This is a genomic window from Shouchella xiaoxiensis (genome assembly GCF_016907895.1).
Classification (GTDB): domain Bacteria; phylum Bacillota; class Bacilli; order Bacillales; family Bacillaceae_D; genus Shouchella; species Shouchella xiaoxiensis.
The window spans coordinates 195641-219759 of record NZ_JAFBCV010000005.1 but is presented as its reverse complement, the minus strand read 5'-3'; the positions used below and the strand labels follow the sequence as shown (position 1 = coordinate 219759).

Here is a 24119-nt window from a genome sequence, read left to right as displayed (position 1 = left end):
CTATGAAGAGGCGGGACTTGGCGTGTTGCTATGAAGCAATTGAGAAGCAGTCGCAAATGAATAACCACGATGTTTTAAAATCGGGATAATCCGGTCAACGGCTTTTAGTGTTTCTTCTCGATCTCCACCACCGTCATGCAGAAGAATGACGTCGCCTGGGGTAATTCCGTTAAGGATATGCGCTGCGATTGACTCCATTCGTGGACCCGCCCAGTCACGTGGATCTTGGTGCCACGACCAGAGTAACACATCTTGATTCAAGTCGATCGCTGCTTCAATAATCTCATCTGTGTAGTAGCCACCAACGGGACGGAAAAATGTTGGTCTGAACCCGAGCTCTGATTCGAGCAGGACATTTGTTTTCTCGATTTCATCCATGAGCGTGTCTTTAGAGATTTGTTCGTCATAATTGTGGCTGTATGTATGGTTGGCAATTTCATGTCCTTCGTCTACAATACGGTGAGCCAGCTCAGGATAAGCATCAACCCATTTACCAACCACAAAAAAAGTAGCATGGACGTTATGCTTCTTGAGTAAATCAAGAAGCTCAGGTGTATTAGCCGGATGGGGTCCATCGTCAAATGTCAGTGCTACGAGCATTTCATCCGTCTGCGCTTCCCAAAAAACATTACCGGTCCGTTCGTATTCATGACGCTCCTTAATTACCGCGTGACTCACTTCTGATGGAAGAAAAAATGTCAGGAGTAATACAAACGTAAACAATAGTCCACCTTTTGTTTTCATGGTCGATTCACTACTTTCAACAAGGATGGACTTAGTATGTGATTTTACAGTCTGTTTATACATCGTGTTTGAGGTGTTCCTAATCAGGTGAATTTCCCTTGTACCAGATTGGAACGAGTCGTTCAAACCGATGATGGTCCTGCAGAACTGTTGAAATTCGCTTAAGCATGGAGTCCATCTCAGCGGGCATCACTTTTGCTGTCCAGACAATTGAAGAAAAAATGGCCATGGCAGTATAAAGTCCGTATAATTTCCAGAACTGTTCATCAGGATCTTGGTTCAGGTGGTACCCTTGAATGAGACCGGTCGAGAATGACGTCGAAAGGTGCCGGGTAAACAAGCCAATTTTGAGAAATTCATGTACGGGATCGCCCCAATCAAATCGTTCAAAATCAATTACACCAGCAACATGACCATTTTTTACGATGATATTGTTTAAATGGTAATCATCATGCTGAAACATAGTTGGACGACCAATCATTAAGTGTGCTTGTGATTCAATATATTGTGAGATCAAATCAGCATCATCTATATGAGTAGAACCATTGCCATATTCATCAAGGTAGCGCTGATGCTTAGCATACTTTTGTTCATACCAACTAGGCATGGTCGTGGGCGGGCGCAGTTCATGCATTTGCAGTAGTTCATGACCAGCTTCTCGTCCTAGTTGCAGTTGTTCTGTTGGAGAAAGCTTTTTAACCGCCTTCTCACCAGATTCCCCTTCAATAAAAGATACAATGGAATAACCAAGCTGTAATGTAGGAATGGAGCCAATATCGATCGGCAATGGCGCTTTCACCTGTAAATTTTGTAATTGAGTTAGTAAAGCAAACTCAGCTTGTTTCTTATCTAGGTCTTTCAGCTGAAAAATACGGACAAGATAGCTTTGTTGATCTTGTTTAGTCAGTTTGTATTTTTGATCGGCCGAATGACCCCCGTCTAGCTTCGTAATCTGATCGCCTTCTTCAACAAAAGCGATCTGCTGCAATTCATCCATCGTTTTCCCTCCAGTTCAGTTCATCTTTCCTTGTCGACCTTCGTGTCACATTTCCATAAAATATACCAGCAAAGATAATCATAACACCAAACCACTGCAGCGGAAGAACCGTTTCCTGGAGCAAAAGGATCGAGAAGAAAAGGGCAACAGGTAATTCGGCTGTTGACAGAATGGCTCCGAGACCAGACCCAATTTTCGGCATACCGATAGAAAACATTAGCGGAGGAAGAACGATACCAAAAAAACCAAGCAATAAGGCAATCCAAATAAACGATGGCTCAAGTCCGCTGAATTGGAGGGAGCCGAGTGTAGGGATGAAGACAAGGACCGATGTCGCCAGCCCGCCAATTGAAATGATAAAGCTTTTTTGTACAACAGGGACATCTGTCCCTACGACACTGGTTAAATACATAAATAAGGCAGAACAAAAAGCACTTAACAATGCCCAACCTGCGCCAATCCAGTCAAATTGAACTGAAGTTTGCAAGACACCTGCGGCAAAGATCGACCCAATTATTAAAATGATGATCGAAAAAAATCTTCGCGGCGTTACTCGTTTTCTCGTAAAAAGAAACTCATAAAGGGAGCCAATCCAAACAAACTGAAACAAGAAAATAACTGCGAGTGAGGCATCCAGTGTTTGCAAGGAATGATAGTAAAATACACCTGTAATCGCTGTTGGAATTCCGCAGGCAAGCAGTTTGCCAATCATAGCGAGGGACAAAGATGTTCGTTTTGTAAAAACAAGCATTCCTCCAAGGATAACAAGACCGATAACAAACTGTGATAAGACGATGTGCGTCAAGCTTGCTCCAGCAGCGTATCCTAATTTAACAAATGTCGATAAGATACCGAAACACGCACCGCCTATAAGCACGGCAAGTGAATACAACCAAGTTGCTTTCATAGTTAATCTCCTTTCTACATAAAAAAAGCCACACCGACCCTAGGTCGGCGTGGCGGAAAAAGAGCAAGGCTCTGAAAAGATCCACAAATAGATTTTACGTTACAAGCTATATTCTTCGTTCTCGATTGTACAGGAGAAGGGGGCGTTTGGCAATTGGTTGTAAATAAAACAGGCTCAGGTATCTGTCGAAGCTACAAAGAAACTTCCTCATCTCGCATACTACCAATACGCCAAAAATGTATTAACAAAAATACAGCAAGCACGGAGAGAATCACTTAATTAAACGTTTGATTAAAGCAAGATTCAATAAATGAAACAGGTATCTGAGCCCTTTCAACCTGTCTCTCCTAATTTGTTTCCTGTATAATAGACTACCAGTAGATTTGGTCACAGGCGACAGGACAGGAAGTAGGAGGAATGAGCAGTGACAACGGTTATCTTAGCGGAGAAACCCGATCAAGCACGGAGCTATGCGTCGGTTTTTGCACAGACAGCGAAGAAAAAAGGGTATATGACGATAAATGATTCTCGCTTCTTTTCGGGAGAAGCGATTATGACTTGGGGGATTGGCCATTTGGTCGAGCTTTGTTTGCCGGGTCATTATAAAAAAGAGTGGGAACGCTGGAGCTTGGCGGGGTTGCCCATTTTGCCTCATGCCGTGGAGTTTCAAGTTCCTCCGAGTAAGCGCGAACAGTTTACGATTGTAAAGCACTGGCTTTTGCGAGCAGACGATATTATCATTGCCACCGACCCGGACCGAGAAGGGGAGAATATTGCCCGCTCAATTATTAAGCATGCCGGAGTGCGAGATACAGTTCCCATTAGACGGCTCTGGATTAATTCACAGGAAACGGACGTTGTGAGAGAGGGCTTTCTCCATTTACAGCAAGGGGAAAAGTTTGAACGGATGTACGACGAAGCGAAAGCACGGCAAGTAGCCGACTGGTTGGTAGGGATGAACGCCAGTCCACTCTATTCATTATTGCTGCGAGGGAAGGGCATTCATGATACGTTCTCGGTTGGACGCGTGCAAACGCCGACGCTTTATTTAATTTATTTGCGTCAAAAAGAAATCGAGCAGTTTAAGCCTGAACCCTATTTTGAACTTTCGGCTAAAGTGAAAGCGCAACATGGGACATTTACGGCAGCCTATAAAAAACGCTTGAAAACGAAAGAAGAGCTAGCTCAGTTAGTTGCAAAGCACGGAATTGAGAAAACGAATGACGCGCAGATTGCAAAAGTAGATAAGAAAAACAAAGAAATGCCATCGCCCCCTTTGCATAGCCTGGCGACGTTACAGGCGAGCGCGAACCGAAAGTGGAAATACAGTCCATCAAAAGTGCTCAGTTTGATGCAAAAGCTGTACGAGCGCAAGCTTTTATCCTATCCAAGAACCGAATCAAACCATATTACGAACGCGGAGTTTGCTTATTTAAAAGCGAAATTGAGCAAGTATCAACAAGTGGCTAATCACGCATTTGAGCCAGCTTTTCTCTATCCGCGCAAACGCTATGTTGATGATGCAAAAGTACAGGAGCATTACGCGATTGTTCCAACGAAAACGATCCCAACACCAGCTAAGCTTGCTAGCTTACGGCAAGACGAGCGCAACATTTACAATGAAGTGCTGTTAACAACGCTGGCGATGTTTGCTCCAACCTATAAGTATGAAGAAACGAACGTGCACGTCGATGTAAAGGGACTTCCATTTCATGCAACGGGAAAAGTTGAGCTGGAGAAAGGCTGGAAAGTCCTTTTTGCAGGGAAAAACACAAGCGCTAAAACGAAGGATGAAGAACAATTGCTTCCCCCGCTCACGCAAGGGGAGGACGTCATTGCGGAAGTGAAATCAAAAGAAGACCAAACCAAACCGCCTTCTCTCTATACGGAAGGTCAGCTCATTCCCTTAATGAAAACGGCTGGAAAGTTTGTTGAAGGAGAGGAAGAGCAAGCAATCTTAAATGAGGTAACGGGAATCGGTACAGGTGCGACGCGGGCAAATATTATCGAGACGCTGAAAAACCGCGACTATATCGTAGTTGAAAAAAATAGAGTTCGCGTTACGGAGAAAGGGATGATTCTCTGCCAAGCCGTCCAGGGCAATTTGTTAAGCAAAGCGGACATGACGGCGCAGTGGGAGCTTTTCTTGAAAAAAGTGGGCCAAGGCGAGAAGCAAGCTGATACGTTCATTGCTAACATTCATGCGTTTGTACAAAATCTATTAACCGAAGCGCCAAAAAGCTTAGGTTCAATCGAGCTAAACACCCCGAGTGAAGGTGCACCTAGCGGAAGCGGGATTGGAAACTGTCCTTTATGTGGAGAAGCGGTCATTAATAAAGGCAGAGTTTATGGTTGTTCAGGTTATTCGGCAAAGAACTGTAAGTTTGTATTGCCAAAAACGCTTGCGCGCAAAAAACTAAGTGAAGCAACTGCAAAGAAACTTTTAACAAGTGGGAAGTCCGGTGTCCTAAAAGGGTTTAAAAGCAAAGCGGGCAAATCATTTAGTGCCGCTCTAATTTTAAAAGATGGCAAGATTGAATTTGATTTTAATCAAAAAGCACCTGTTAAACGAAAAGCAAAGCGACGTCCAGTTAAGCAAAATCCAACTGGCTAAGGTAAGAATAGCGAATAGGGATAATAAGGCGAAGGGTTCATCTTAAATGAACCCTTCGCCTTTTACATGTGTTCGATGTTCTCCTAACCGTCTTAATAAAAAAGATTTTTTGGGGCATCGTAACGATGAAAATGCAATGAAAGGAGAAATGGAAAATGGATTTGTTTTCAGATAAAGTTGTCTTGATTACGGGAGGCGCTGGAGGCATTGGGATCGCTACTGCAAAAGCCTTCGCAGCAGAAGGAGCTAAGCTTGCGCTTGTTGATTTAAACAAAGACGCATTGAGTAAAGCAGCGAAGGAAGCTAATCTTAATGATGCCCTATTACTTGAAGCGAACGTAACGAAAGAAGAAGAAGTTGAGCGTTATGTTGCTGCGACTGTTGAAAAATATGGCAAGGTTGATGTGTTTGTTAACAATGCAGGCATTAATGGAGCCTTCGCAAACATTACGGAGCAAACGGTTGAGAATGTACAAAACGTCTTTAATGTAAATGTTGTCGGAGTGTTTCTTGGCTTAAAGTACGTGATGAAAACGATGATTGAGAAGAAAAGCGGCGTCATTGTCAACCTTGCTTCCAATGGAGGCTTGCTTGGAGCACCCGGTATGAGTGCGTATGTGGCTTCAAAACATGCTGTGACTGCCTACAACAAAACAGCGGCGCTAGAAGGTGCGGAGCACAATATCCGTTCAGTTGCTGTTTGTCCATCGGGCGTAGACACTCAGATGATGCGCTCAATCGAGACGAACTCAATGCCTGGTAAAGAGGGGGATGCGAAAGTCGCATTTGAAGCTTCGGTTCCGATGAATCGCTATGCTAGGGCGGAGGAAATTGCGGATTTGATTGCTTTTCTTGCTTCTGACAAAACTTCCTTTATCTCCGGCTCTTATCACCGAATTGATGGTGGTCAGGCAGCGACTTCGGTATAATCTGTTAGAATGATTGTTTTTAGGGAGTTAGTGTATAGGAATAAGAGGAAAAGGGATGCAGATTAACTGAGCATCCCTTTTTGTTATTGTGAATGGATATAAAACCAAACTAAATTAGCGAGCGTTTTTGCATCGGCTTCAAGTGGCGTTTTACTAAATGATGAACGAAAAGGTTTGATCAAGGATAGCAAAACCACTTTTCGCAGACGGTCTTGTTGCAGTTCATTTGTAATGGCATCGACGAGATCTTGTTGCTCCTGTGATAATTGCGCGTTTTGAAAAGGCTCTAGGCTTGAAGTAATGTCCGAATAGGTAACGGTTTTTTTATCAACCTGTGCTCTGAATTGATTAATCGCTTCTTTGTTGAGCAGCATTGTATTCTCCTGATTCATTGTGGGAAGGATGAGTTCTAAATAACCTAACAGCACATCAATAATATGCTTCAGGTTGTACTGATTGTTTGTGTAGCGGTTAACAAACAGAATATGCTGGAGCATTCCTGTGAATAACACAGCAGCTTCAAACGCGTATGGCCGGACGTTGTCACCTTTTACCTCGGTTAGTCTCGTAGTGAGCCACTCAATATCATGGATGCGATGCTGTAAAACAAGTTTTTTTAAGTCTGCTTCATGTGAGTGAAGAATGGCTTCAAACAATCGATACAAACGGCGTTCTTCTTGTAATTCGATCAGGATTGATATTTGTTCAACAAAAATAGCGCGATCTTGTTTATCTTTGCCAATCTGGGCCGCAATGCGTCGTTGTCCCGCTTCTTCGCGCAGGTTTTCTAAAATCTCGGCAACACAGTCATTTTTAGATGAGAAGTGATTATAAAATGTGCCTTTTGAAATCGTTGCGGCTACCAATATGTCTTGCACCGACGTATGCTCAATTCCCTTTTCTTGAAAGAGTGCTAAAGCAGCATCGGCAATCTGTTTTTTTCTTTCATTCATCCATAAGAGCCTCCTAAAAGGGTGTTGGTGAGGTAAGTATAAATTTATTAATGGCAAAATACAATGGAATTATACTGTGAGTTCAATATATTGACTAAAGTAGACGGTGAGTATATTATTACGAAGTGATAGTAACTTCCTGAAAAGGGTGAGGGTACGTGGAACCGAATATTGAAACCAAAAAACCTCCCTATCTGATGATTGGGATCTTATTTGTTGGTGCATTTGTTGCATTTTTAAACAATTCTTTACTAAATGTAGCTTTACCAAGTATTATGGTCGATTTAGGCATTGACGATTATTCTACCGTTCAATGGTTAGCTACAGGATATATGCTCGTCAGTGGGATATTAATTCCTGCCTCTGCCTACTTGTTAACACGCTTTACGAACCGAAGTTTGTATATAACAGCGATGGCTGTTTTTACATTAGGGACTGCGGTCGCCGCATTTGCGCCGAACTTCGCAATCCTATTAACCGGGCGTATGGTGCAAGCGGTTGGCTCGTCCGTAATGGGACCGCTATTAATGAACGTGATGCTCGTAAGTTTTCCACGAGCGCAGCGTGGTACAGCAATGGGGATCTTTGGTCTTGTTATGATAACCGCCCCAGCGATTGGACCGACCTTATCTGGCTACATCGTTCAAAACTATGATTGGCGCCTTTTATTTGAAATGATTCTGCCTCTTGCCATTATCAGTCTTGTATTATCAATCTGGAAACTTCAAAATGTCATGCCACAAAACAAAGAAGCGAATCTCGACTACTTATCGGTTGTGCTTTCAAGTCTAGGGTTTGGTGGTTTATTATACGGCTTCAGTTCGGCCAGTGCTGATGGCTGGACAGATACATGGGTATTGACGACGTTGATTGTCGGGACAATTTCGCTTGTTGCCTTCATCATACGACAATTAAAAATGAGTGAACCGTTACTCGATTTGCGAGCTTACAAGCATCCGATGTTTGCCCTCGCCTCCATTATCGCGATGGTGAATGCCGTTGCGATGTTCTCTGGAATGATTTTGACGCCTGCGTATGTGCAGAGTGTTCGGGGAATTTCTCCGCTCGATTCTGGTTTATTAATGCTACCGGGAGCGATTATCATGGGCGTGATGTCGCCGATAACGGGACGCTTGTTTGATAAATTTGGACCAAGGGCGATTGCTGTGATTGGATTGGTTATCACAGCAGTATCAACGTATATGCTCGCTAATTTGCAGTTAGATACTCCTTATATGACAATTGTCTTTATCTATAGTTTACGGATGCTAGGGATGGCGCTGGTTATGATGCCCATTATGACAAACGGCTTAAACCAGTTACCGACGCGATTAAATCCACATGGAACCGCGATTAACAACACAGCTCAGCAAGTATCCGGTTCAATTGGAACAGCCATTCTTGTAACGATTATGAACAGTGTGGCGAGTACAGAAGCTGCGAACTTGCTTGCAGGAGTCGATCCAGCAACGATTACGGAAGCGACGTCAGCAGCCGTTATGCAGCAGTCACTCCTTAGCGGAATTCAATTTGCTTTCTACGTTTCACTTGCCATGAATCTGATTGCTCTTGTTTTAGCATTCTTTGTGAAACGGGTGGATACAAGTATTGAAGCGGTTCGTAAAATTGAAGAAGAAGGATAAAGCAAAAGCCTCTGCCAAATGATTTGGTGGAGGCTGTTTTTGTTCGTAAGGTGTCGCTTTTTACTAAGGAAGGAATATGGTAGATTTAGTTTACGATCGTTTAAGGAGGAATCCTCGTTGAATGTACCGATAGAACTGGAGCAATTCTTTAGGAAAACTGTAATAGAAGAGCTTGTTCAAGTACTCCAAATAGAGCAAAGGGTAACGTGGATGAATGAAGCTTATTTTGTAAAAATAGCTAGCAATGATGGAAGTGTTTTTTTCACTTCAATTGTGCATGAAATAAACGTCTACAAGCAGTTTAATGGAAAAGAGAATATACCTGTATTGTTGTATAGCCATGTTGATTCAACGCAGGCAATCCTTGTTTTAGGGCGCATTCAGGGCTATACGTTAGCTCAAAAAAGAGATGCATTTATGATTGGTGAACAGATTAATAAAGCGAAACTACTAGCACAAATAAACGAAGTAGCAAAATGGCCAATCCCCTCTAGTTGGATGTCTAGCTACAACCGTGACGAAAAACTAGATAGCTACTTAAAGCAGCTTCGCTCTCTGCTACCAGATGAAGATCTAAAGAAACTAGAGCAGTTAAGAGGAACGCTACATCGGGATTGCCGCATGAGCTTAAGCCATGGTGACCTCTTGCCGATGAATATCATTCAGGGCGACAACCACTACGCTTTTCTCGACTGGGAATGGGCAGGTGTAAGACCGGCATCATTTGATCCTGTCGTTTTTATTTTATTCGCTGGAGAACCTATTGAGCAGATAGATACATTCGCTGAACTTACAACTTTTTGGGAGGAAAAGGAACTGTATCGAGATGCTCTCATCGTTGGTTTACGCGAAATGAAAAACGGCATGCATCTTCACGCTCAAATTAAGAAAGAAGAGGCAATCAACCGATGGAAACAAGTGGTCCAGCGCACATTGAGAAAGCTTGAAACTTAGAGGGGAACGTACTTTCTATTTTCATGGTATACTTACAGAAATATCAGTGGAAGAGGAAGTGAAGCACATGGCAGAGCCTTTAAAAGAAATGTACAATCCACACGTTCTTCAACAATTTGCTGAAAAAGTAAAACTCGTTTACGCTCCTTTTGAAATAGACTCTTTTCTAAGTACGATTTTTGATTCAAGCTGGGATGGATTATCGCTAAAACAGCGTATGCGTAAAATCACGGTTGCTTTAGGTGAGCACTTGCCTACTGACTACCCAAAGGCGCTTGACGTATTACTGACGCTTGGGAATGAAGCGCAAAAAGGCTTGTTTGTTGTGTTTCCAGACTTTATTGAGGTGTACGGACAAGAGGAGTCAGATTGGGATCTCTCCATGAAGGGACTAGAATATTTTACGCAAGGTTCATCGGCTGAATTTGCTGTAAGACCGTTTATCCTGAGTCAGCCCGAGCGGATGATGGCGCAGATGAAGGAGTGGGCTGTATCTGACAATGAGCATGTGCGTAGGCTGGCAAGTGAAGGCTGCCGACCACGCCTACCGTGGGGACAGGCGCTCGTTCTTTTTAAACAAGACCCAATACCGGTTCTCGACGTGCTTGAACTCTTAAAGCAAGATTCGTCTTTGTATGTAAGGAAGAGCGTTGCCAATAACTTAAATGATATTTCAAAAGACCACCCAATGCTCGTACTAGAAACGGCTAAAGACTGGAAAAATCAGCATGCTCATACGGACTGGATTATCCGACACGGCTGCCGCGGCTTATTAAGGATGGAGAAGCCAGAAGCATATGCGTTGTTTGGGTATGCGAATGTAGTTGAAGAGAAACAGCTAATTACAAATGGGGAGTTGGCAATAGAGCCGAGCGTCATCTCAATTGGTGAATCAACAACGCTGAGCTGGGGGCTGACGATTAATGAACAAACCGATAAAAGGATCAGGGTTGAATACGCTGTAGATTACATAAAAGCCAATGGCAAGCAATCACGAAAAAAATTTCTACTTGTTGATCATCATTTTTCTAAGCCAGAACGAATAAACCGTTCTCGTACAATTCATTGGGCTAATTTATCGACGCGCACCCATTACCCTGGTATGCACCAGATCTCCTTAATTGTAAACGGGGTTTCTATTGCGGAAACAAGTATTGAATTAACAAATGAAACGAGCCACTCCTTATAGAGTAGCTCGTTTTTCTGTGGATAACGATAATTTGGCGCAGGGGAAGCTGCATCTTAAATGTGAGTATGTGCGTAAACCATGTGTATAGTTTGGTGTTCTGTGGATAATAGCAAAAAAGTTCGCTCTTTTTCCACAGTTTAGATCACATAATCATCTACTTGAAAAATGCCGATCTTTTCAGGGCGAATATACATTGTATCACCTTCATTCAAATTAAGTGCAGACCAGACTTTTTTTGGCTGCTGAATATCGATAATGTCGTTAGAACCAGGTTGAGTCGCTTCAATAAAAATGATGGGACCAACGGGATGAATGGACTGAACGACCACTTCTAAATCGGCATTACCCTGATAGGACTTTGAGACAACAAATTCATGCGGGCGGGCAAAGCCGACGACATCCTCATTATCAAAAGCGGAAGCGGTTTCCCACTTAGCGTTTCCTACTTGTATTGATCCTTCATTTGAGCGCCCGTTAAAGCGGTTAGCATTGCCGAGGAACTGATAGACAAAAGGTGTTTGAGGGTCTTCGTATACTGTAATAGGTGAGCCGACCTGTTCAATCTGTCCATCACGCATCACAACAATTTTGTCAGCAACGTCAAGCGCTTCTTCTTGGTCATGAGTAACGAAAACGGTTGTAATGCCCGTTTGTTTGTGCAACGTTCGCAACCAGCGCCGGAGCTCCTTGCGCACTTGTGCATCAAGGGCTCCAAATGGTTCATCCAGTAATAAAACATCTGGTTTAATAGCCAGTGCTCGTGCAAGTGCGACCCGTTGACGCTGTCCACCTGATAGTTCAGCTGGGAAGCGATTTGCAAGACCGTCAAGTTTGACGAGTGTGAGTAAATCGTTAACCATCGTTTCGATCTCTTCTTTTGAAGGGCGGTCCTTACGTTTTTTTACTTTCAAGCCGTAGGCAATGTTGGCGGCAACGGTCATATGAGCGAACAGCGCATAGTGTTGAAACACAAAACCCACCTTACGCTCTTTTGGCGATGTATTTGTAACGTCCTTACCTTTAATCGTCATCTTGCCGGCATCGGCAGATTCAAGTCCGGCAATCATTCGTAGTAACGTCGTTTTTCCTGAGCCCGACGGACCGAGTAAAGCAAGCAATTCGCCTTGTTCGACTTGTAAATCAACTTCCCTTAGTACTTGTGTTTTTCCAAATGATTTTTCGATTTTTTTCATTACTATCGTCAATGTGCTACTCCTTTCGTTGCTTTGATTCAACAAGCTGCTTAATCAGAATCGTTGTTATAGCAAATAAAGACATGAGGGCGGCAATCGCAAAGGAGGCTGTAAATTGATATTCATTGTATAGAATCTCCACATGTAAAGGCATGGTGTTGGTCATTCCGCGAATTTTTCCCGATACAACAGATACGGCGCCAAACTCACCAATCGTTCGAGCTGTACAAAGAATAACTCCGTAAAGCAGTCCCCATTTGATTGACGGTAGCGTAACTTTTAAAAACGTTTGCCAGCCGTTTGCACCGAGGGTAATCGACGCTTCTTCTGCTTCAGATCCTTGTGCTTCCATTAAAGGAATGAGTTCACGGACGACAAACGGAAGCGTCACGAACATGGTTGCTAAAACGATTCCTGGCAGAGCAAAAATAATTTGGTAGCCATTTGCAACAAGCCATTCCCCGAAGAACCCATACACGCCATAGAGCAAAATAAACAAGAGCCCAGCAATGACTGGAGAAACAGCGAATGGAATATCAATTAGCGTAATGAGAAGCTGTCTTCCTCTAAAGCGAAATTTCGTTAAGGCCCAAGCAGCCATTAATCCAAATAATGTATGCAGCGGCACGGTAATAACAACAACGAGCAGAGTGAGTTGAATTGCCGATAAGGCATCAGGTTCGGTTATCGCTGCTACAAATACATTCAATCCTTGGTTAAAGGCACCTGCGAAGATAACAACCAAAGGTAGAAACAGAAAGGCTGTTAAAAACAAGCAAGCGATTGTAATGAGTCCATATTGCATCCACGTTTTTTTAGTTTTCATTATGTGATCCTCCTTTGCCCGAGTTTCCGCATCAACACCCACTGGAACGCGTTAACGAGCAGCAAAAGCGCAAAAGAGAGGATAAGCATGACAAGGGCAATGGCTGTTGCGCCACCGTAATCAAACTGTTCCAGCTTGGTCATAATCAATAGCGGGACGATTTCGGTGCGCATTGGCATATTTCCTGCGATAAAAACAACGGAACCATATTCACCTAGCGCCCGCGCAAATGCAAGCGTCATTCCCGTAAGTAAGGCTGGGGCAAGAACAGGAAAGATGATTTTACGAAACGTTTGGAAGGAAGAAGCCCCGAGCAAGGCTGAAGCTTCTTCCTGTTCTTGCTGTATTGTTTTTAAAACAGGCTCAACCATCCGCACCACGAAAGGAAGTCCAATAAAGGTCAGCGCAATCGTTACGCCAAGAGGGGTGAATGCGACTTGGATTCCGAGCGGTGCAAGCAAAGAGCCAATCCAGCCGGACTCTGTATATAAACTGGTTAAAGCAATTCCTGCTACAGCTGTCGGGAGTGCGAAGGGAAGGTCAATCATCCCATCCATAATCCGTTTACCAGGAAAGGAATAGCGGACAAGAACCCAAGCAATCAATAAGCCAAAGATCCCGTTAATAAGTGCTGCAATAAAAGATGCGGTGAAGCTTAACCGAAATGCTGCGAATACACGGGGGTCATTCAGTGCGTTCCAAAACGTTTCCCAGCCATTATCGACAGTAAAAACAAGCAGAGCGGCTAGTGGGATTAAGACGATAAAGCTTAGGTACAGCAGAGTAAACCCTAAACTAATGCCGAATCCTGGTAAAACACGCTTCATACGTGACTCCGCTCGTTAAGGTTGATAAATGGCATCAAAAATCCCTCCATCGGAAAAATGCTTTTCCTGTGCTTCTTGCCAAGAGCCGAATTTTTCATTAATTGTGAACAGCTCAACTTCAGGGAACGTATCGCTATACTCTGCTAAAATATCCTGATCTCTCGGGCGGTAGTGATGATCGGCAATTAAGCGCTGTGCTTCCTCTGTATAGAGAAATTCTAAATAGCCTTCAGCGACTTCACGTGTGCCTTTGCGATCAACAACTTTATCGACGATAGCAACAGGAGGCTCCGTTAAAATGGACATCGACGGTGTGACAATATCAAACTCATCTTCTCCTAATTCATTGGCTGCAAGAATCGCTTCGTTCTCCCAAGCAAGTAGAACGTCACCTATTCCTCGTTCAACAAACGATGTTGTCGCACCACGAGCTCCAGAATCAAGCACCGCAACGTTTTGGTAAATATCATGGACGAATGTTTGGGCTTCATCTTCTGAACCGAACGTTTCCTCTGCATATCCCCAAGCAGCTAAGTAATTCCAACGTGCTCCGCCAGATGTTTTTGGGTTTGGTGTAACGACTTCAACATCTTCGCGGATAAGATCATCCCAATCTTGTATATCTTTTGGATTTCCTTTGCGTACAAGAAAATTAATCGTTGAAGTATAAGGTGCAGATTGTTCTGGAAACTGAGATTGCCAGTCGGCATCAAGCAGTTCTCGTTCCTGCAAAACGTCAATGTCATAGGCAAGCGCAAGCGTAACGACATCTGCTTCAAGTCCGTCTAAAACCGAGCGAGCCTGACTACCCGACCCTCCGTGAGAAACGCTAATCTTCACGGTATCACCCGTTTGCTCTTGCCAGTAGTCAATAAAAGCATCATCGACATCTGCGTATAGTTCACGAGTTGGGTCATAGGAGACATTTAGTAGTTCAATCACACCTCCATCTCCACTAGAAGACTCAGATTGACAAGAAACAAGAGCAAAGATTGATAAGGTAAGAGGTAAGGCTAATTTTTTCAAAAGAAAACTCCTCCTTTATAATATTATGTAATCAGATGAAAATAGTCGGGATTTAAGTAAACATGAACACGCCGTTAGTTCAGCATATAATGTTTTCACTATATTATTCTTATAATTCCGATCTGTCAATAAGTTTTTTATTGAAGAATAGAACAATTTTTCGAGGTGTTTTACGTACAACTTTAACCTTTATATTATCTTAATCATTCTTTTATCTCTTCTTTAAAGAAGACGCATATGATGAGAAGACATCCAACGTATGTAGTTAAAACGTGAGGAGATGAATGTGATGATTTTAGTCGTTAGCTTACTAACCTTGTATGGTGTCGTAGCGGTAATTTTATTACGTCATCCGGCAAAAAACGCTGTTCAGCTTAAAGAAATGAAAAAAACAATGTAGCCACAGCTGGCTTCATTGTTTTTTACTGTTCATTAAATAAAAGATTTCAGTTTTGCTAAAAAGGGAATGGAGTCTATGCTTACCCTGATTCGAAAGGCAGTGCTGAATGAGACACTATGTGTATATGGTAATTGGAACGTTCTTTTTTGCTTTTTCTGTTGCCGTTTTTGCCATGCCGAATTCGCTGGCAGAAGGTGGGATTCCAGGTCTTGCATTGTTGCTTTATTTTGCTTATGGTTTCTCACCGGCAGTTGTTACGCTAATCGCAAACGGGATAACCTTGCTAATCGGTTACCGCTATTTACCGAGAAGCATGATTTTGAAATCGATTGTTACGATCCCGCTCTTTTCCTTTTTTCTTTACTTGCTTGAGGGTCGCGTAAATGCGTTTGGTGATCAATTGTTGGCAGCTCTCTTCACCGGAGTTTTTACAGGCATCGGGTTTGGCTTTATCTTTAGGTCAGGAAGTACGACCGGTGGTTCTTCTACAATTGCAAGAATGCTTAATTATAAGTTTGGCTGGGAATTAACTGGGACGAATTTTGTTCTCGATGCGCTCATTGTTGGTGCAGGTATTTTTGTGATTGGCCCTCTTTATACGATGTACACGGTTGTTGCTCTCTTTATTGGAAAACGAGTGACCGACTATGTTCTTGAAGGGTTTGAATCTAAGAAGATTGTGCATATCTTTTCTGAGGAAAATGAACGGATTTCTGCTTCAATTCGTCACAATCTGGGGGCACACACGACAACGTTAAGAGGAGATGCCAATGAGCAGGGCGAGGCAGAAACACTGGTTTATGTCGCTGTTTCAAAACAGCAGTTGTTTTACTTAAAAAAGCTGATTAAAGAAGTCGATGAGCAAGCATTTACCGTTGTTCATACAGTAAAAGACGTGAGTGGAGGCTCTTTCGCGACGGCTCATTATCCAACACAGAAAACCTTTAGAAACGAGAAGAAAGAAAAGCACTATTATAAGAAGCAGGCAAAAAAAGAATAACCCTCGAGCAAAAAGACAGCCACGCTTAAAAAGCGTGGCTGTCTTTTACAATTTATCGTCTGAAAGCAGTGCTTGATACGTTGATCGTGCAAACTGTTTGACGGTGTTATTGTCATCATGAAACGTAATGAGCGCTTTCCAGAGCGCCCAGCCACGAGCACGGTCCCATGTGTCCTCATCAAGCTGCAAGGCATTCTTGAAAATCTGCCTTGAATCCTTATTGAAATAGGTCCAGGCAATGGTCAGATCGGATGCTGGATCTCCCACACCCATTGTTCCAAAATCAATCACACCGACTAAATGACCGTCTGAAGCAATTAAATTTCCCGGTGCAACATCACCATGAATCCAGACAGGGGATTTATTCCAATGACTTGAGCGTGCTTGCTCCCAAATCTCATGACACGTATCAACATGAACGTCTTGTTTCAATTTACGGAGGGCAGCTTGAGTCTCTTCATGATAGACGCTCAAATTACCACCACGGTAAAAATTATGAGTGCCGGCAGGAGGTCCCTCTCGTGCATCAATCTCATACAGTTCGGATAAAAAAGATGCTAATTCACGGGCAATCGTTTGTTTATGTACCTCTGAATGAAATAAGGTTGCGCCCTTGACCCATTTATTTATCGACCAATCAAGTGGGAAAAGCGGACTAGGGTGCCCCTTTACAAGGGGTTCAGTAATTGGTAGAGATAGATGCTGGGCAAGGTAAGGAAGCCATTTTGCTTCTTTCTGGACTTGAGGCTCATAGGCCGGATGACTCGGTAAGCGGACGGCCATCTCGTCGCCAAGATGGTAGGTGCGGTTATCATGTCCGCTATATTGCACTGGCTTGATTGGTAGATGACTCCATTCTGGGAATTGTTCGTCAATTAACTTCTGGACGAGTCCTTGATTAATATCCAATTTTGTTTCCTCCTTGATTAGTGCAAAAAAGTGAAGCTGAACAGCTTCACTTTAGATGGGATGTTCATTCTATTTTGTTCGATTCGTTGTTTGGTTTGTTATTTGGGCAAACTCCATCATTGTTGCTTCTTTGTAGTCGCGATCAATTAAATGAATGGCGCCAGGTTGTTGTTTTAGCAAGTGTAAAACGGAAGCTGCCATTTCTTGATCTTCACTTGGTTGTTCAGTCGCCATTGTTTTTAAAGCGTGTAAAAATTGCTGATTGAAGAGATCATACTCGATGGCTTGTTCCATAATTATCACCTCGTAGTCTTTCTGTTACTAGTGTGTACCTTTTTTGTTCGTTTGGCAAACATCCTGTTTAATTTTTAATTACATTGAGATGACTGGTTTTCTTTGCACCTACACGTTTCTGAATTGGGATCCAAATCTCATACTGTTGATACTCTGCTTGAAGAGGATAATGTTCATGTTTAATCGGAAGCGTGTCATAGTAGGTAGTCCGGGCATCTGTGTATGGTTTATAGGCGATTTTAAGAGATAATTTTCAAGAGATTGATAGACTTCATACACATTATCGTTAACTGAAAGAGTTGCTTTCATGTAGGTGAGTGCAGGAACTAGCATATCAACCATTCCTTTTAATAATGGTTGTTCTGGATAAACTTTAAAAGCCGAATAGTGGACAAAGCCATTTGGGTGGAGATGATAAGAAAGGGCTAAATGGGTCGTCGCATCTTGAATATAGTCAAACTCTTTTACTCGCTCCTTAATTGAGTGCATACCTTCTTCTAAGCCAGAGATGTTGTCATACATGACTTCTGTTTTTATGCCCATTGCTCGATAACCAGGCATTGATAGGATCTCGTAGCTCATAAAAGCGCACCTCCATTCAACTAGACTATGTACTATGTATATGATTCGGCATCTTTTACTTGTTTCCTTCTTTAAGATTGATAAAAGCTGCACATTGAAAACGAATGTTGACGCTTACTCAGAGTGAATTAAGATGTTTCCCAACCTCAAAAAAGCAGGAATGGCGTGAAAAACAGCAATTGAATGCCTTGTTTTATGAACATCAAAGCTTTTTTAATTTTTCTATCTGCAAAATTGTAAAGTTAACCATTTGCAAACAACGGATCAAAGGAATATTGATAGCAAGAATTGAAAGAACTGTTCGAACTATCCCAATAGAAAAGCAATATAGATCGTGTTACACTAACTGTAACGAAATGGTCTAACGTTAAGATGTTTTTAGCGTAATACGAATCATTTGTCCTCCCCCTTACAAAGATGCTCTGGAGATACCAGGGTATTTTTTATGCGAAACTTTCTCCCGTTAAAGCCCTGCTTTCAAGCTCTTCTTTATAGTAAAATGCCCTCATCCGTGTAAGGACAAGAGCAAGTAAGTATTAAAGATCCCGGTTACTAATGATTTGTTGTTTCCAACTTCTCTTTTTTCGGGCGCTGAGTCCTGTTAAAAACACGCCAATGAAGACAGCTAAATAGGCCGTGATCACGCGCCAAAAAAGAAGAGACAGTACAAGCTGTTCTGCGCTCATATAGGGGCGAAACAAGCCATTGAATGTAAACTCCGCTGCACCGCTGCCGCCTGGCGTCGGGACAACGGACGCGAACATCATGATGAAGGCATGATAAGACGTACTGATAAACAGCGATATTGACTCAACGTGAAACGCTTGGAAAATAAAAAAGGGCAAACTGAAAAAGAAGAGGAGCTGTGCACACGTAAGTAAAGATGCGAGCAACAGCCTCGTTTTATTTCGCATAATGACTCGGCTTTGCTCATGGTATCGGTGTAAGGACCCATCAAGTTTTGAGCGCCAGTCCTGTGCTTTTGCCTTACTAAACAGAGACACAGGTTTGAGCAACGTACGTGCTAAAAACGATGCCAAGCGCTGGTGAAGCACAACGAGTAAAAGCCCAACGATAATGCTCGCATGAATGACATAGCCAATCAAAATCAAATAATGCATATTCGGCAATGCCTCAGCAAGAGAAGAATAGGCGAACAGCAAGATGACTGAAAACGAAGCAACTAAGACAACTTGAAACATGAGAAATTTAATGACGAGAATGGACGTAGCTCGTCCTGCATGGACGCCTCGTTTAACAAGTACATAGAGTTGTGCAGGTTGTCCACCTGTGGCCAATGGCGTAATTTGATTAAAAAGCTGGCCGATCATCGTTGTATAGAAAATCGTTTTAAAAGGAAGTCGCTCGTTTTCCTTCGTTGTTAGTGCTAGTAGCGCCAGCGCTTCAAATACCCAAGTAAGAAAAACAACAATAAAAGCGAGAAATAGCCAGCTCATGTCTGCTTGTTTCAGGCCGTTCCACAACAGATTAAAGTTGATTGAACGAGAAAAATACCAAATGGAAGCAGCCCCAATCGCAAATACGAGAACGAGCTGCCAGATTGATTTTTTATCCATAGGAAGGTGCCTGCTTATTCGAAGCCATTTGTTGGTAAAAGCCATTCCAGATGTCCGTTAACCGTTCTTCTGAATAAAAATAAGCACCTTGCTGAGCTTGGCTAACGGCTTTTTTGTAAAAAGTAGTATCCTTCAGCAAGCGATCAATCACGGTAAGAAAACCGTCATTTGATGATGCCTTTTGATAATAGTGAAAGAGAATATCTTCATATAAATCCAGGTCGCGTAACAGCAAAGGCTTTTCACAGCTCATTGCTTCTAAAATGGTCATGGGAAACAACTCATTGTAAGAGGGCGAAAAAAACAAATCGGCTGCATTGTAATAGCGACTCATCTCTGACCGTTCCACTATGCCAGGAAAATGGACATTGGCTGGTGGATTCTCCACAACCCGCTTTAGTTCAGCATAACCCGCAGTGATTCGTCCAAACGAGAAACCGCCTGCCCAGACAAAATGAACCTCCGGTCGAGCTTTGGCTACCTCTATAAAATCAAGCACGCCTTTTCGATGTTGAATCTGACCAGCACCAATGATTACAAAGGCGTCTGCTGGTATTCCTAATTCTGCTCGTAATGCATGTCGGTCTTGATCGCTGCCCTTTGCGAACGTGTCTTTAGAGACGAAATTAGGAATGTAGTGAATGCGATCTTTGTCCAACCCAAGAGCGACTAGCTTAGGAATGAAGGAAGGATTCACAACGACTAAATGATCCATTCGTTTATAAAAGGAGACCAGATAGCGATAGAAAATCGTTCGAAACAGTTTAGGAAGCTGAAGGCTTTCGTCGACCGTTTCAGGTAAGAAATGAACATAGCCAACTTTTACGCCCGTCCGCTTAAAGAAAGTTGTTAAGTAGAAAGGAAAATCAACCGTATGGTAGTGCGTAATATCAGTACGTCGGTAGTTGTTAATCGCCATATCATACGTTTGTTGTGTTTGTGAATGGAGCAAGTTAACCAGCTCACGATAAGCCGAGGCAACCCCTTGGCCTTTGACTTTTTCTGCTGAAGAAAGCATCGTTAATTTAATCATGAAGACCTCCGCATCCGGTAAAATAGCGACGATTGTTTACGTTCATAGCGTTCAGAATACTGTTGATTTCGAAGTTGGACAAAATAAACGCGTTCGAGCTTACGACCGAATGTTTCCGCTGATAATGGCTTAACATGGCGGTTTCCATTTTCTTGTATGCGAGCGAGCAAGTCTGGGTTAGCCCAGATTGACTGGAGCACATCCGCAAGATCTTCGTCCTTCTCAAACACGAATCCAGTTTCTTCGTGCTGAACAATCGATTCAATGCTCGGATCGGCTTTTGCTACGACCGCACAGCCAGAAGCCATTGCTTCAATATAGGTTAAGCCTTGCGCTTCAGTGGTTGAAGCACTTACAAATACCTTGCTGAGCTGATAGTAGTATTGAATCTGTTTCCAATCAACTGCGCCGACAAAATGAACAAAATCTGTTACGCCAAGTGAATGAGTCAAGGTTTCCAGTTTTTTACGTTCTGGTCCATCGCCCACAAGCACAAGTTGAAATGGCTTTTTGATTGCTTGGCTTTGCTTCACTGCATGAACCAGAGCCTGCATGTTTTTTTCTTCTGCCATTCTTCCAATAGAGACAATGATTCGATCGTTAACAGTGAAACCAAGTTTTTCTCTTAATGCATTGGTTTTCTGTGTTGTTTGGTTCGTTCGCTTGAATTGTTTCAAAGAGATACCCGTTGGAACAACAGAAATTTGAGCGACTACGCCATACCGTTTTAATGTCTTTTTCACTTTTTCAGTCGGAGCAATGACGAGATCTGCTCCTCTGCAAAACCATTTTGTCAATTTTCCAACCATATAAGGCGTGAGCAGTTTTCCGCGCGCTACATAATGGACATAATCTTCATACATTGTATGGTAAGTGTGTATAAAAGGTAGTTTATGTTTCTTCGCTAAATATTTTCCAAGGCAGCCCATTGAAAATTCGGTATGCGTGTGAACCACATCGATTTGAAGTTTCCGCACCAATTGAGATGCCGTTCGGACGCCGCTGTAAGCTAATCGTCGTTCAGGAACAAACATTGATTTGAAGCTTGGTAAACGAAATACTTTTCCAACTTCATTCGCTTTGTTCGCCGCCTCATCTGTCGATGTAAAGATATAGACGTTATGACCTAAAGCAGTCAGCTCTTTATCAAGTGTTGCAATTGAAGCTGCTACCCCACTAATTTGTGGGAAATAGGTGTCCGTAAAAATGCCTATGTTCAAGTTTTCCGCCCCATTCCTTTTCAATAAAAAGTAAAGCTATGCCAATAATGAATTATACGACTTTTCTTAAAAGAAAAACGCAAATCGCTCATTTCTTTAGAAAAAGTTTATAATCCGTTCTATTCAAAAATAGCATAAATCAGAACCTAAGAAACCACTCTGCGGGTGGAAGAGTAACTAGGTCTCGAGACTGAGAAAAAAGCAGCGGTGCCCGATGATTTCTGGAACGGATATGTATTCAACAAAAAGGGGATAAAGCCTGCTTGCACAAAGATTAAATTTATTTCTGGGAGTAATTGTGTACAATGAAATAAACGCAAGCAAGGGGGAGAAGTAAATGGATTGTTTTTGTGATGGAAATACAACGAGTTTAAAGCTCGAAGGAGATGTCGGTGCAGATCCGTTCTGGTGTATGGAATGCGGGTGTAATCTTGAGCTTGAAGATCTACCACTTTCAGGAGAATTAAAAGCAGCGTTAGCGCAGTGGGCAGAGCAATACGGGAATTGGATCGATTGGAATAAAGATCAGCTGCTGCCAGATGGTGTTATGCGAGAGGACCACCACAATCAAGAAGGAAGGCGCCTAAGTGCCATTATTAAGGGAGAGCTTAAAAATCGCTATGACCTTCAATTTATTCCTTCTTCAATGGCCAGAATGTACGCTTCACGTTCGAAGCCTAGGAAGTAATACATAGAAGGGGATTAGGGTTTTGTTAATGAAATGCTTCTCAATAAAGGAAAGGACGGCATCGTTGCCAGGCAAACAGACTCGTTTTTTTGCTTCTGTAAATGAAAGCCATCTGTAGTCACTATGTTCATGATTCAACTCGATCTGCTGATCTTCCTTGACAAACCCAACAAACACAGGCGCGAGGTAGATGTCATTCTGGTGCGGTCGATAAAATTGATCAAATGTATTTGAAACGTACAAATCAAGCGCTGTAACTCCTGTCTCTTCTTCGACTTCGCGCAATGCCGCTTCCCACGCTTTTTCCCCTTCTTCAATTCCCCCGCCAATGTAGCACCATTCGCCGTTTAAGACGGATGTGCTTCGCTTTAATAAAAGCACTTCGCTCCCGTGCTCACGCTTTCTTATTAAAACAACGGAAATGCCGCTGCTAGTTATTGCTATATTCATATTCATTCTCCTCCTTATATTCAAGTAAATCGCCCGGCTGACACTCGAGAATGGCACAGATTGCTTCTAATGTAGAGAAACGGACAGCTTTGGCTTTATTGGTTTTTAAAATTGATAGATTAGCCATAGTAATTCCTACTCGTTCTGATAATTCCGTTACGCTCATTTTTCGTTTGGCGAGCATTACGTCAAGATTAACAATGATCGGCACTTTATCACCTCAGACAGTTATTTTTCCTCTATCGTTGTCTTGTTTTGTAAACAAGTCTACTCGGTCGTAGTAAGAGAACGCTTTGTTAGTAGCGTAACGAATCTTTTATTGTTTTTCAATAAAGAACAATAAATTAGCTGTTCAATTTGCGATTTATATCGTATAATCCATTTATATCTTATCTAACGATATAAATGGAGGGTGAGAATGAGTAGCGATATTCAGAAAGTCAATGAGCTATGGACAGATATTTATTACGCATTACGTTACGATCACAAAGAAAAAATGACGCACCAACAGATTCGCGTACTGCAAGCGGTTGATAAAGAAAGGGAGGTTGGTGTGAAAGAGATCGCCCAAGCCATTAACACATCTCAAAACACAGCATCAGAACATGTAAAAAGACTAATTGAGAAACGGTATATATCAAAGGTAAGAAGCAAAGACGATGAACGAAAGGTGCTAGTAGAGCTAACCGAAGAAGGGAAGTTAACGCTGCATCGACATACAAGTTTGGATGAAGCTAAACTTGAGACCATTTTGCAAAGCCTAAAGCCGGAACAAACACAGCTGGTATTAACTGCTTTGACAATGTTGAAGGACGAAGCAGCCAATGTTCACAATCGTTAAAATCCTCCTATCTGCCGTTATTATTGCCTGCATTACGGCTCTGGCAGGTCGTTTTCCCACTTATGGAGGAATTGTTGCAGCATTGCCACTTGTCTCGTTGTTAAGCATCTTATGGCTTCATCTTGGAGGTGCTGCTTCAGACTCACTCTCGCAGTTTGTGTTCGGCGTAGTCAAAGGTCTACCAGCAACAATTGTCATGATGCTAATCATTGGTTATTCTCTTCAATCCTCATTGCACCTAATCATTTCTCTGTTATTAGGCATATGTGGATGGTTTCTTGTACTATTTTTTCAACAATGGTTTCTGATGATTATTAATTGAA

General features: G+C 42.5%; 25 protein-coding genes. 9 read left to right on the top strand and 16 right to left on the bottom strand.

Annotated features, from left to right (window positions below):
* The 3 genes from JOC54_RS10255 to JOC54_RS10245 form a co-directional block, all read right to left on the bottom strand.
* Positions 1-744: a polysaccharide deacetylase family protein gene (locus JOC54_RS10255; RefSeq protein WP_204466131.1), complete on the bottom strand. Its 744-nt coding sequence runs from the start codon at positions 742-744 to the stop codon at positions 1-3.
* Between the two features lie 79 nt (positions 745-823).
* Positions 824-1741, bottom strand: a complete 918-nt coding sequence (locus JOC54_RS10250) for an aminoglycoside phosphotransferase family protein (RefSeq protein ID WP_204466130.1) — start codon at positions 1739-1741, stop codon at positions 824-826.
* Positions 1734-2648, bottom strand: coding sequence for an EamA family transporter (locus tag JOC54_RS10245; RefSeq protein WP_204466129.1), 915 nt, complete (start codon positions 2646-2648; stop codon positions 1734-1736). The genes JOC54_RS10250 and JOC54_RS10245 overlap by 8 nt, the downstream gene beginning before the upstream one ends.
* A 424-nt stretch (positions 2649-3072) precedes the next feature.
* Here JOC54_RS10245 and JOC54_RS10240 point away from each other — a divergent pair, with 424 nt between their 5' ends.
* Positions 3073-5262, top strand: a complete 2190-nt coding sequence (locus JOC54_RS10240; RefSeq protein ID WP_204466127.1) for a type IA DNA topoisomerase — start codon at positions 3073-3075, stop codon at positions 5260-5262.
* Positions 5263-5417: 155 nt separating this feature from the next.
* Entirely contained in the window at positions 5418-6191 is a 774-nt protein-coding gene (locus JOC54_RS10235; RefSeq protein WP_204466126.1) for an SDR family NAD(P)-dependent oxidoreductase, read from the top strand.
* Between the two features lie 83 nt (positions 6192-6274).
* On the opposite strand, the gene JOC54_RS10230 is transcribed toward JOC54_RS10235, so the two are convergent.
* The gene (locus JOC54_RS10230; protein ID WP_204466125.1) at positions 6275-7144 is read right to left on the bottom strand and encodes a TetR/AcrR family transcriptional regulator; all 870 of its coding nucleotides are present in this window, start codon (positions 7142-7144) and stop codon (positions 6275-6277) included.
* Between the two features lie 197 nt (positions 7145-7341).
* On the opposite strand from JOC54_RS10230, the gene JOC54_RS10225 reads away from it, so the two are divergent.
* The 3 genes from JOC54_RS10225 to JOC54_RS10215 all read left to right on the top strand — a co-directional run bounded on the left by JOC54_RS10225 (position 7342) and on the right by JOC54_RS10215 (position 10930).
* The gene (locus tag JOC54_RS10225; RefSeq protein WP_051992009.1) at positions 7342-8787 is read left to right on the top strand and encodes a DHA2 family efflux MFS transporter permease subunit; all 1446 of its coding nucleotides are present in this window, start codon (positions 7342-7344) and stop codon (positions 8785-8787) included.
* A gap of 117 nt (positions 8788-8904) precedes the next feature.
* The gene (locus tag JOC54_RS10220; RefSeq protein ID WP_204466123.1) at positions 8905-9741 is read left to right on the top strand and encodes a phosphotransferase; all 837 of its coding nucleotides are present in this window, start codon (positions 8905-8907) and stop codon (positions 9739-9741) included.
* 67 nt (positions 9742-9808) lie between these two features.
* On the top strand, positions 9809-10930 hold the full coding sequence (locus JOC54_RS10215) for a DNA alkylation repair protein (RefSeq protein WP_204466122.1): 1122 nt from the start codon (positions 9809-9811) through the stop codon (positions 10928-10930).
* A gap of 137 nt (positions 10931-11067) precedes the next feature.
* Here JOC54_RS10215 and JOC54_RS10210 read toward each other — a convergent pair whose 3' ends face one another.
* Genes JOC54_RS10210 through JOC54_RS10195 form a run of 4 tightly spaced genes read right to left on the bottom strand, consistent with a single transcriptional unit; the run spans position 11068 to position 14802 of the window.
* Positions 11068-12135, bottom strand: coding sequence for a sulfate/molybdate ABC transporter ATP-binding protein (locus JOC54_RS10210; RefSeq protein ID WP_204466121.1), 1068 nt, complete (start codon positions 12133-12135; stop codon positions 11068-11070).
* 4 nt (positions 12136-12139) lie between these two features.
* On the bottom strand, positions 12140-12949 hold the full coding sequence (gene cysW / locus JOC54_RS10205; protein WP_204466119.1) for a sulfate ABC transporter permease subunit CysW: 810 nt from the start codon (positions 12947-12949) through the stop codon (positions 12140-12142).
* Positions 12949-13776 carry a sulfate ABC transporter permease subunit CysT gene (cysT, locus tag JOC54_RS10200; RefSeq protein ID WP_035421669.1) on the bottom strand — a complete coding sequence of 276 codons (828 nt, stop codon included), beginning with the start codon at positions 13774-13776 and terminating at the stop codon, positions 12949-12951. Before cysT ends, cysW begins: the two co-directional genes overlap by 1 nt.
* Before the next feature lie 15 nt (positions 13777-13791).
* Positions 13792-14802, bottom strand: coding sequence for a sulfate ABC transporter substrate-binding protein (locus JOC54_RS10195; RefSeq protein ID WP_035442075.1), 1011 nt, complete (start codon positions 14800-14802; stop codon positions 13792-13794).
* A gap of 506 nt (positions 14803-15308) precedes the next feature.
* On the opposite strand from JOC54_RS10195, the gene JOC54_RS10190 reads away from it, so the two are divergent.
* Positions 15309-16202 (top strand): YitT family protein, encoded by an 894-nt coding sequence (locus tag JOC54_RS10190; RefSeq protein ID WP_204466117.1) that lies wholly within the window; start codon positions 15309-15311, stop codon positions 16200-16202.
* A gap of 45 nt (positions 16203-16247) precedes the next feature.
* Here the strand turns inward: JOC54_RS10190 and JOC54_RS10185 are convergent, their stop codons facing one another.
* The 6 genes from JOC54_RS10185 to JOC54_RS10160 all read right to left on the bottom strand — a co-directional run bounded on the left by JOC54_RS10185 (position 16248) and on the right by JOC54_RS10160 (position 21817).
* The gene (locus JOC54_RS10185) at positions 16248-17111 is read right to left on the bottom strand and encodes an aminoglycoside phosphotransferase family protein (protein ID WP_204466115.1); all 864 of its coding nucleotides are present in this window, start codon (positions 17109-17111) and stop codon (positions 16248-16250) included.
* 69 nt (positions 17112-17180) lie between these two features.
* Entirely contained in the window at positions 17181-17405 is a 225-nt protein-coding gene (locus JOC54_RS10180; RefSeq protein WP_054794037.1) for a hypothetical protein, read from the bottom strand.
* Between the two features lie 108 nt (positions 17406-17513).
* The gene (locus JOC54_RS10175) at positions 17514-17987 is read right to left on the bottom strand and encodes a GyrI-like domain-containing protein (RefSeq protein ID WP_204466113.1); all 474 of its coding nucleotides are present in this window, start codon (positions 17985-17987) and stop codon (positions 17514-17516) included.
* 536 nt (positions 17988-18523) lie between these two features.
* Positions 18524-19564, bottom strand: coding sequence for a lysylphosphatidylglycerol synthase transmembrane domain-containing protein (locus tag JOC54_RS10170; protein ID WP_204466111.1), 1041 nt, complete (start codon positions 19562-19564; stop codon positions 18524-18526).
* A complete protein-coding gene (locus tag JOC54_RS10165) occupies positions 19557-20597 on the bottom strand; it encodes a glycosyltransferase family 4 protein (RefSeq protein WP_204466109.1) in 1041 nt (346 codons plus the stop codon). Before JOC54_RS10165 ends, JOC54_RS10170 begins: the two co-directional genes overlap by 8 nt.
* Positions 20594-21817 (bottom strand): glycosyltransferase family 4 protein, encoded by a 1224-nt coding sequence (locus tag JOC54_RS10160; RefSeq protein ID WP_204466107.1) that lies wholly within the window; start codon positions 21815-21817, stop codon positions 20594-20596. The genes JOC54_RS10165 and JOC54_RS10160 overlap by 4 nt, the downstream gene beginning before the upstream one ends.
* A 337-nt stretch (positions 21818-22154) precedes the next feature.
* Between JOC54_RS10160 and JOC54_RS10155 the strand changes: the two genes are divergently transcribed.
* Positions 22155-22505, top strand: a complete 351-nt coding sequence (locus JOC54_RS10155; RefSeq protein ID WP_054794044.1) for an immunity protein CdiI family protein — start codon at positions 22155-22157, stop codon at positions 22503-22505.
* On the opposite strand, the gene JOC54_RS10150 is transcribed toward JOC54_RS10155, so the two are convergent.
* Both JOC54_RS10150 and JOC54_RS10145 read right to left on the bottom strand, forming a co-directional pair.
* A complete protein-coding gene (locus JOC54_RS10150) occupies positions 22482-22955 on the bottom strand; it encodes an NUDIX hydrolase (protein WP_239586663.1) in 474 nt (157 codons plus the stop codon). The two genes, JOC54_RS10155 and JOC54_RS10150, sit on opposite strands and share 24 nt — an antisense overlap.
* On the bottom strand, positions 22936-23166 hold the full coding sequence (locus JOC54_RS10145) for a helix-turn-helix domain-containing protein (RefSeq protein ID WP_035421683.1): 231 nt from the start codon (positions 23164-23166) through the stop codon (positions 22936-22938). Before JOC54_RS10145 ends, JOC54_RS10150 begins: the two co-directional genes overlap by 20 nt.
* 207 nt (positions 23167-23373) lie before the next feature.
* Between JOC54_RS10145 and JOC54_RS10140 the strand changes: the two genes are divergently transcribed.
* Positions 23374-23796 carry a MarR family winged helix-turn-helix transcriptional regulator gene (locus JOC54_RS10140; RefSeq protein ID WP_035421684.1) on the top strand — a complete coding sequence of 141 codons (423 nt, stop codon included), beginning with the start codon at positions 23374-23376 and terminating at the stop codon, positions 23794-23796.
* Positions 23780-24118 (top strand): DUF3147 family protein, encoded by a 339-nt coding sequence (locus JOC54_RS10135; protein ID WP_035421686.1) that lies wholly within the window; start codon positions 23780-23782, stop codon positions 24116-24118. Before JOC54_RS10140 ends, JOC54_RS10135 begins: the two co-directional genes overlap by 17 nt.
* The last annotated feature ends 1 nt before the right edge of the window (position 24119 follow it).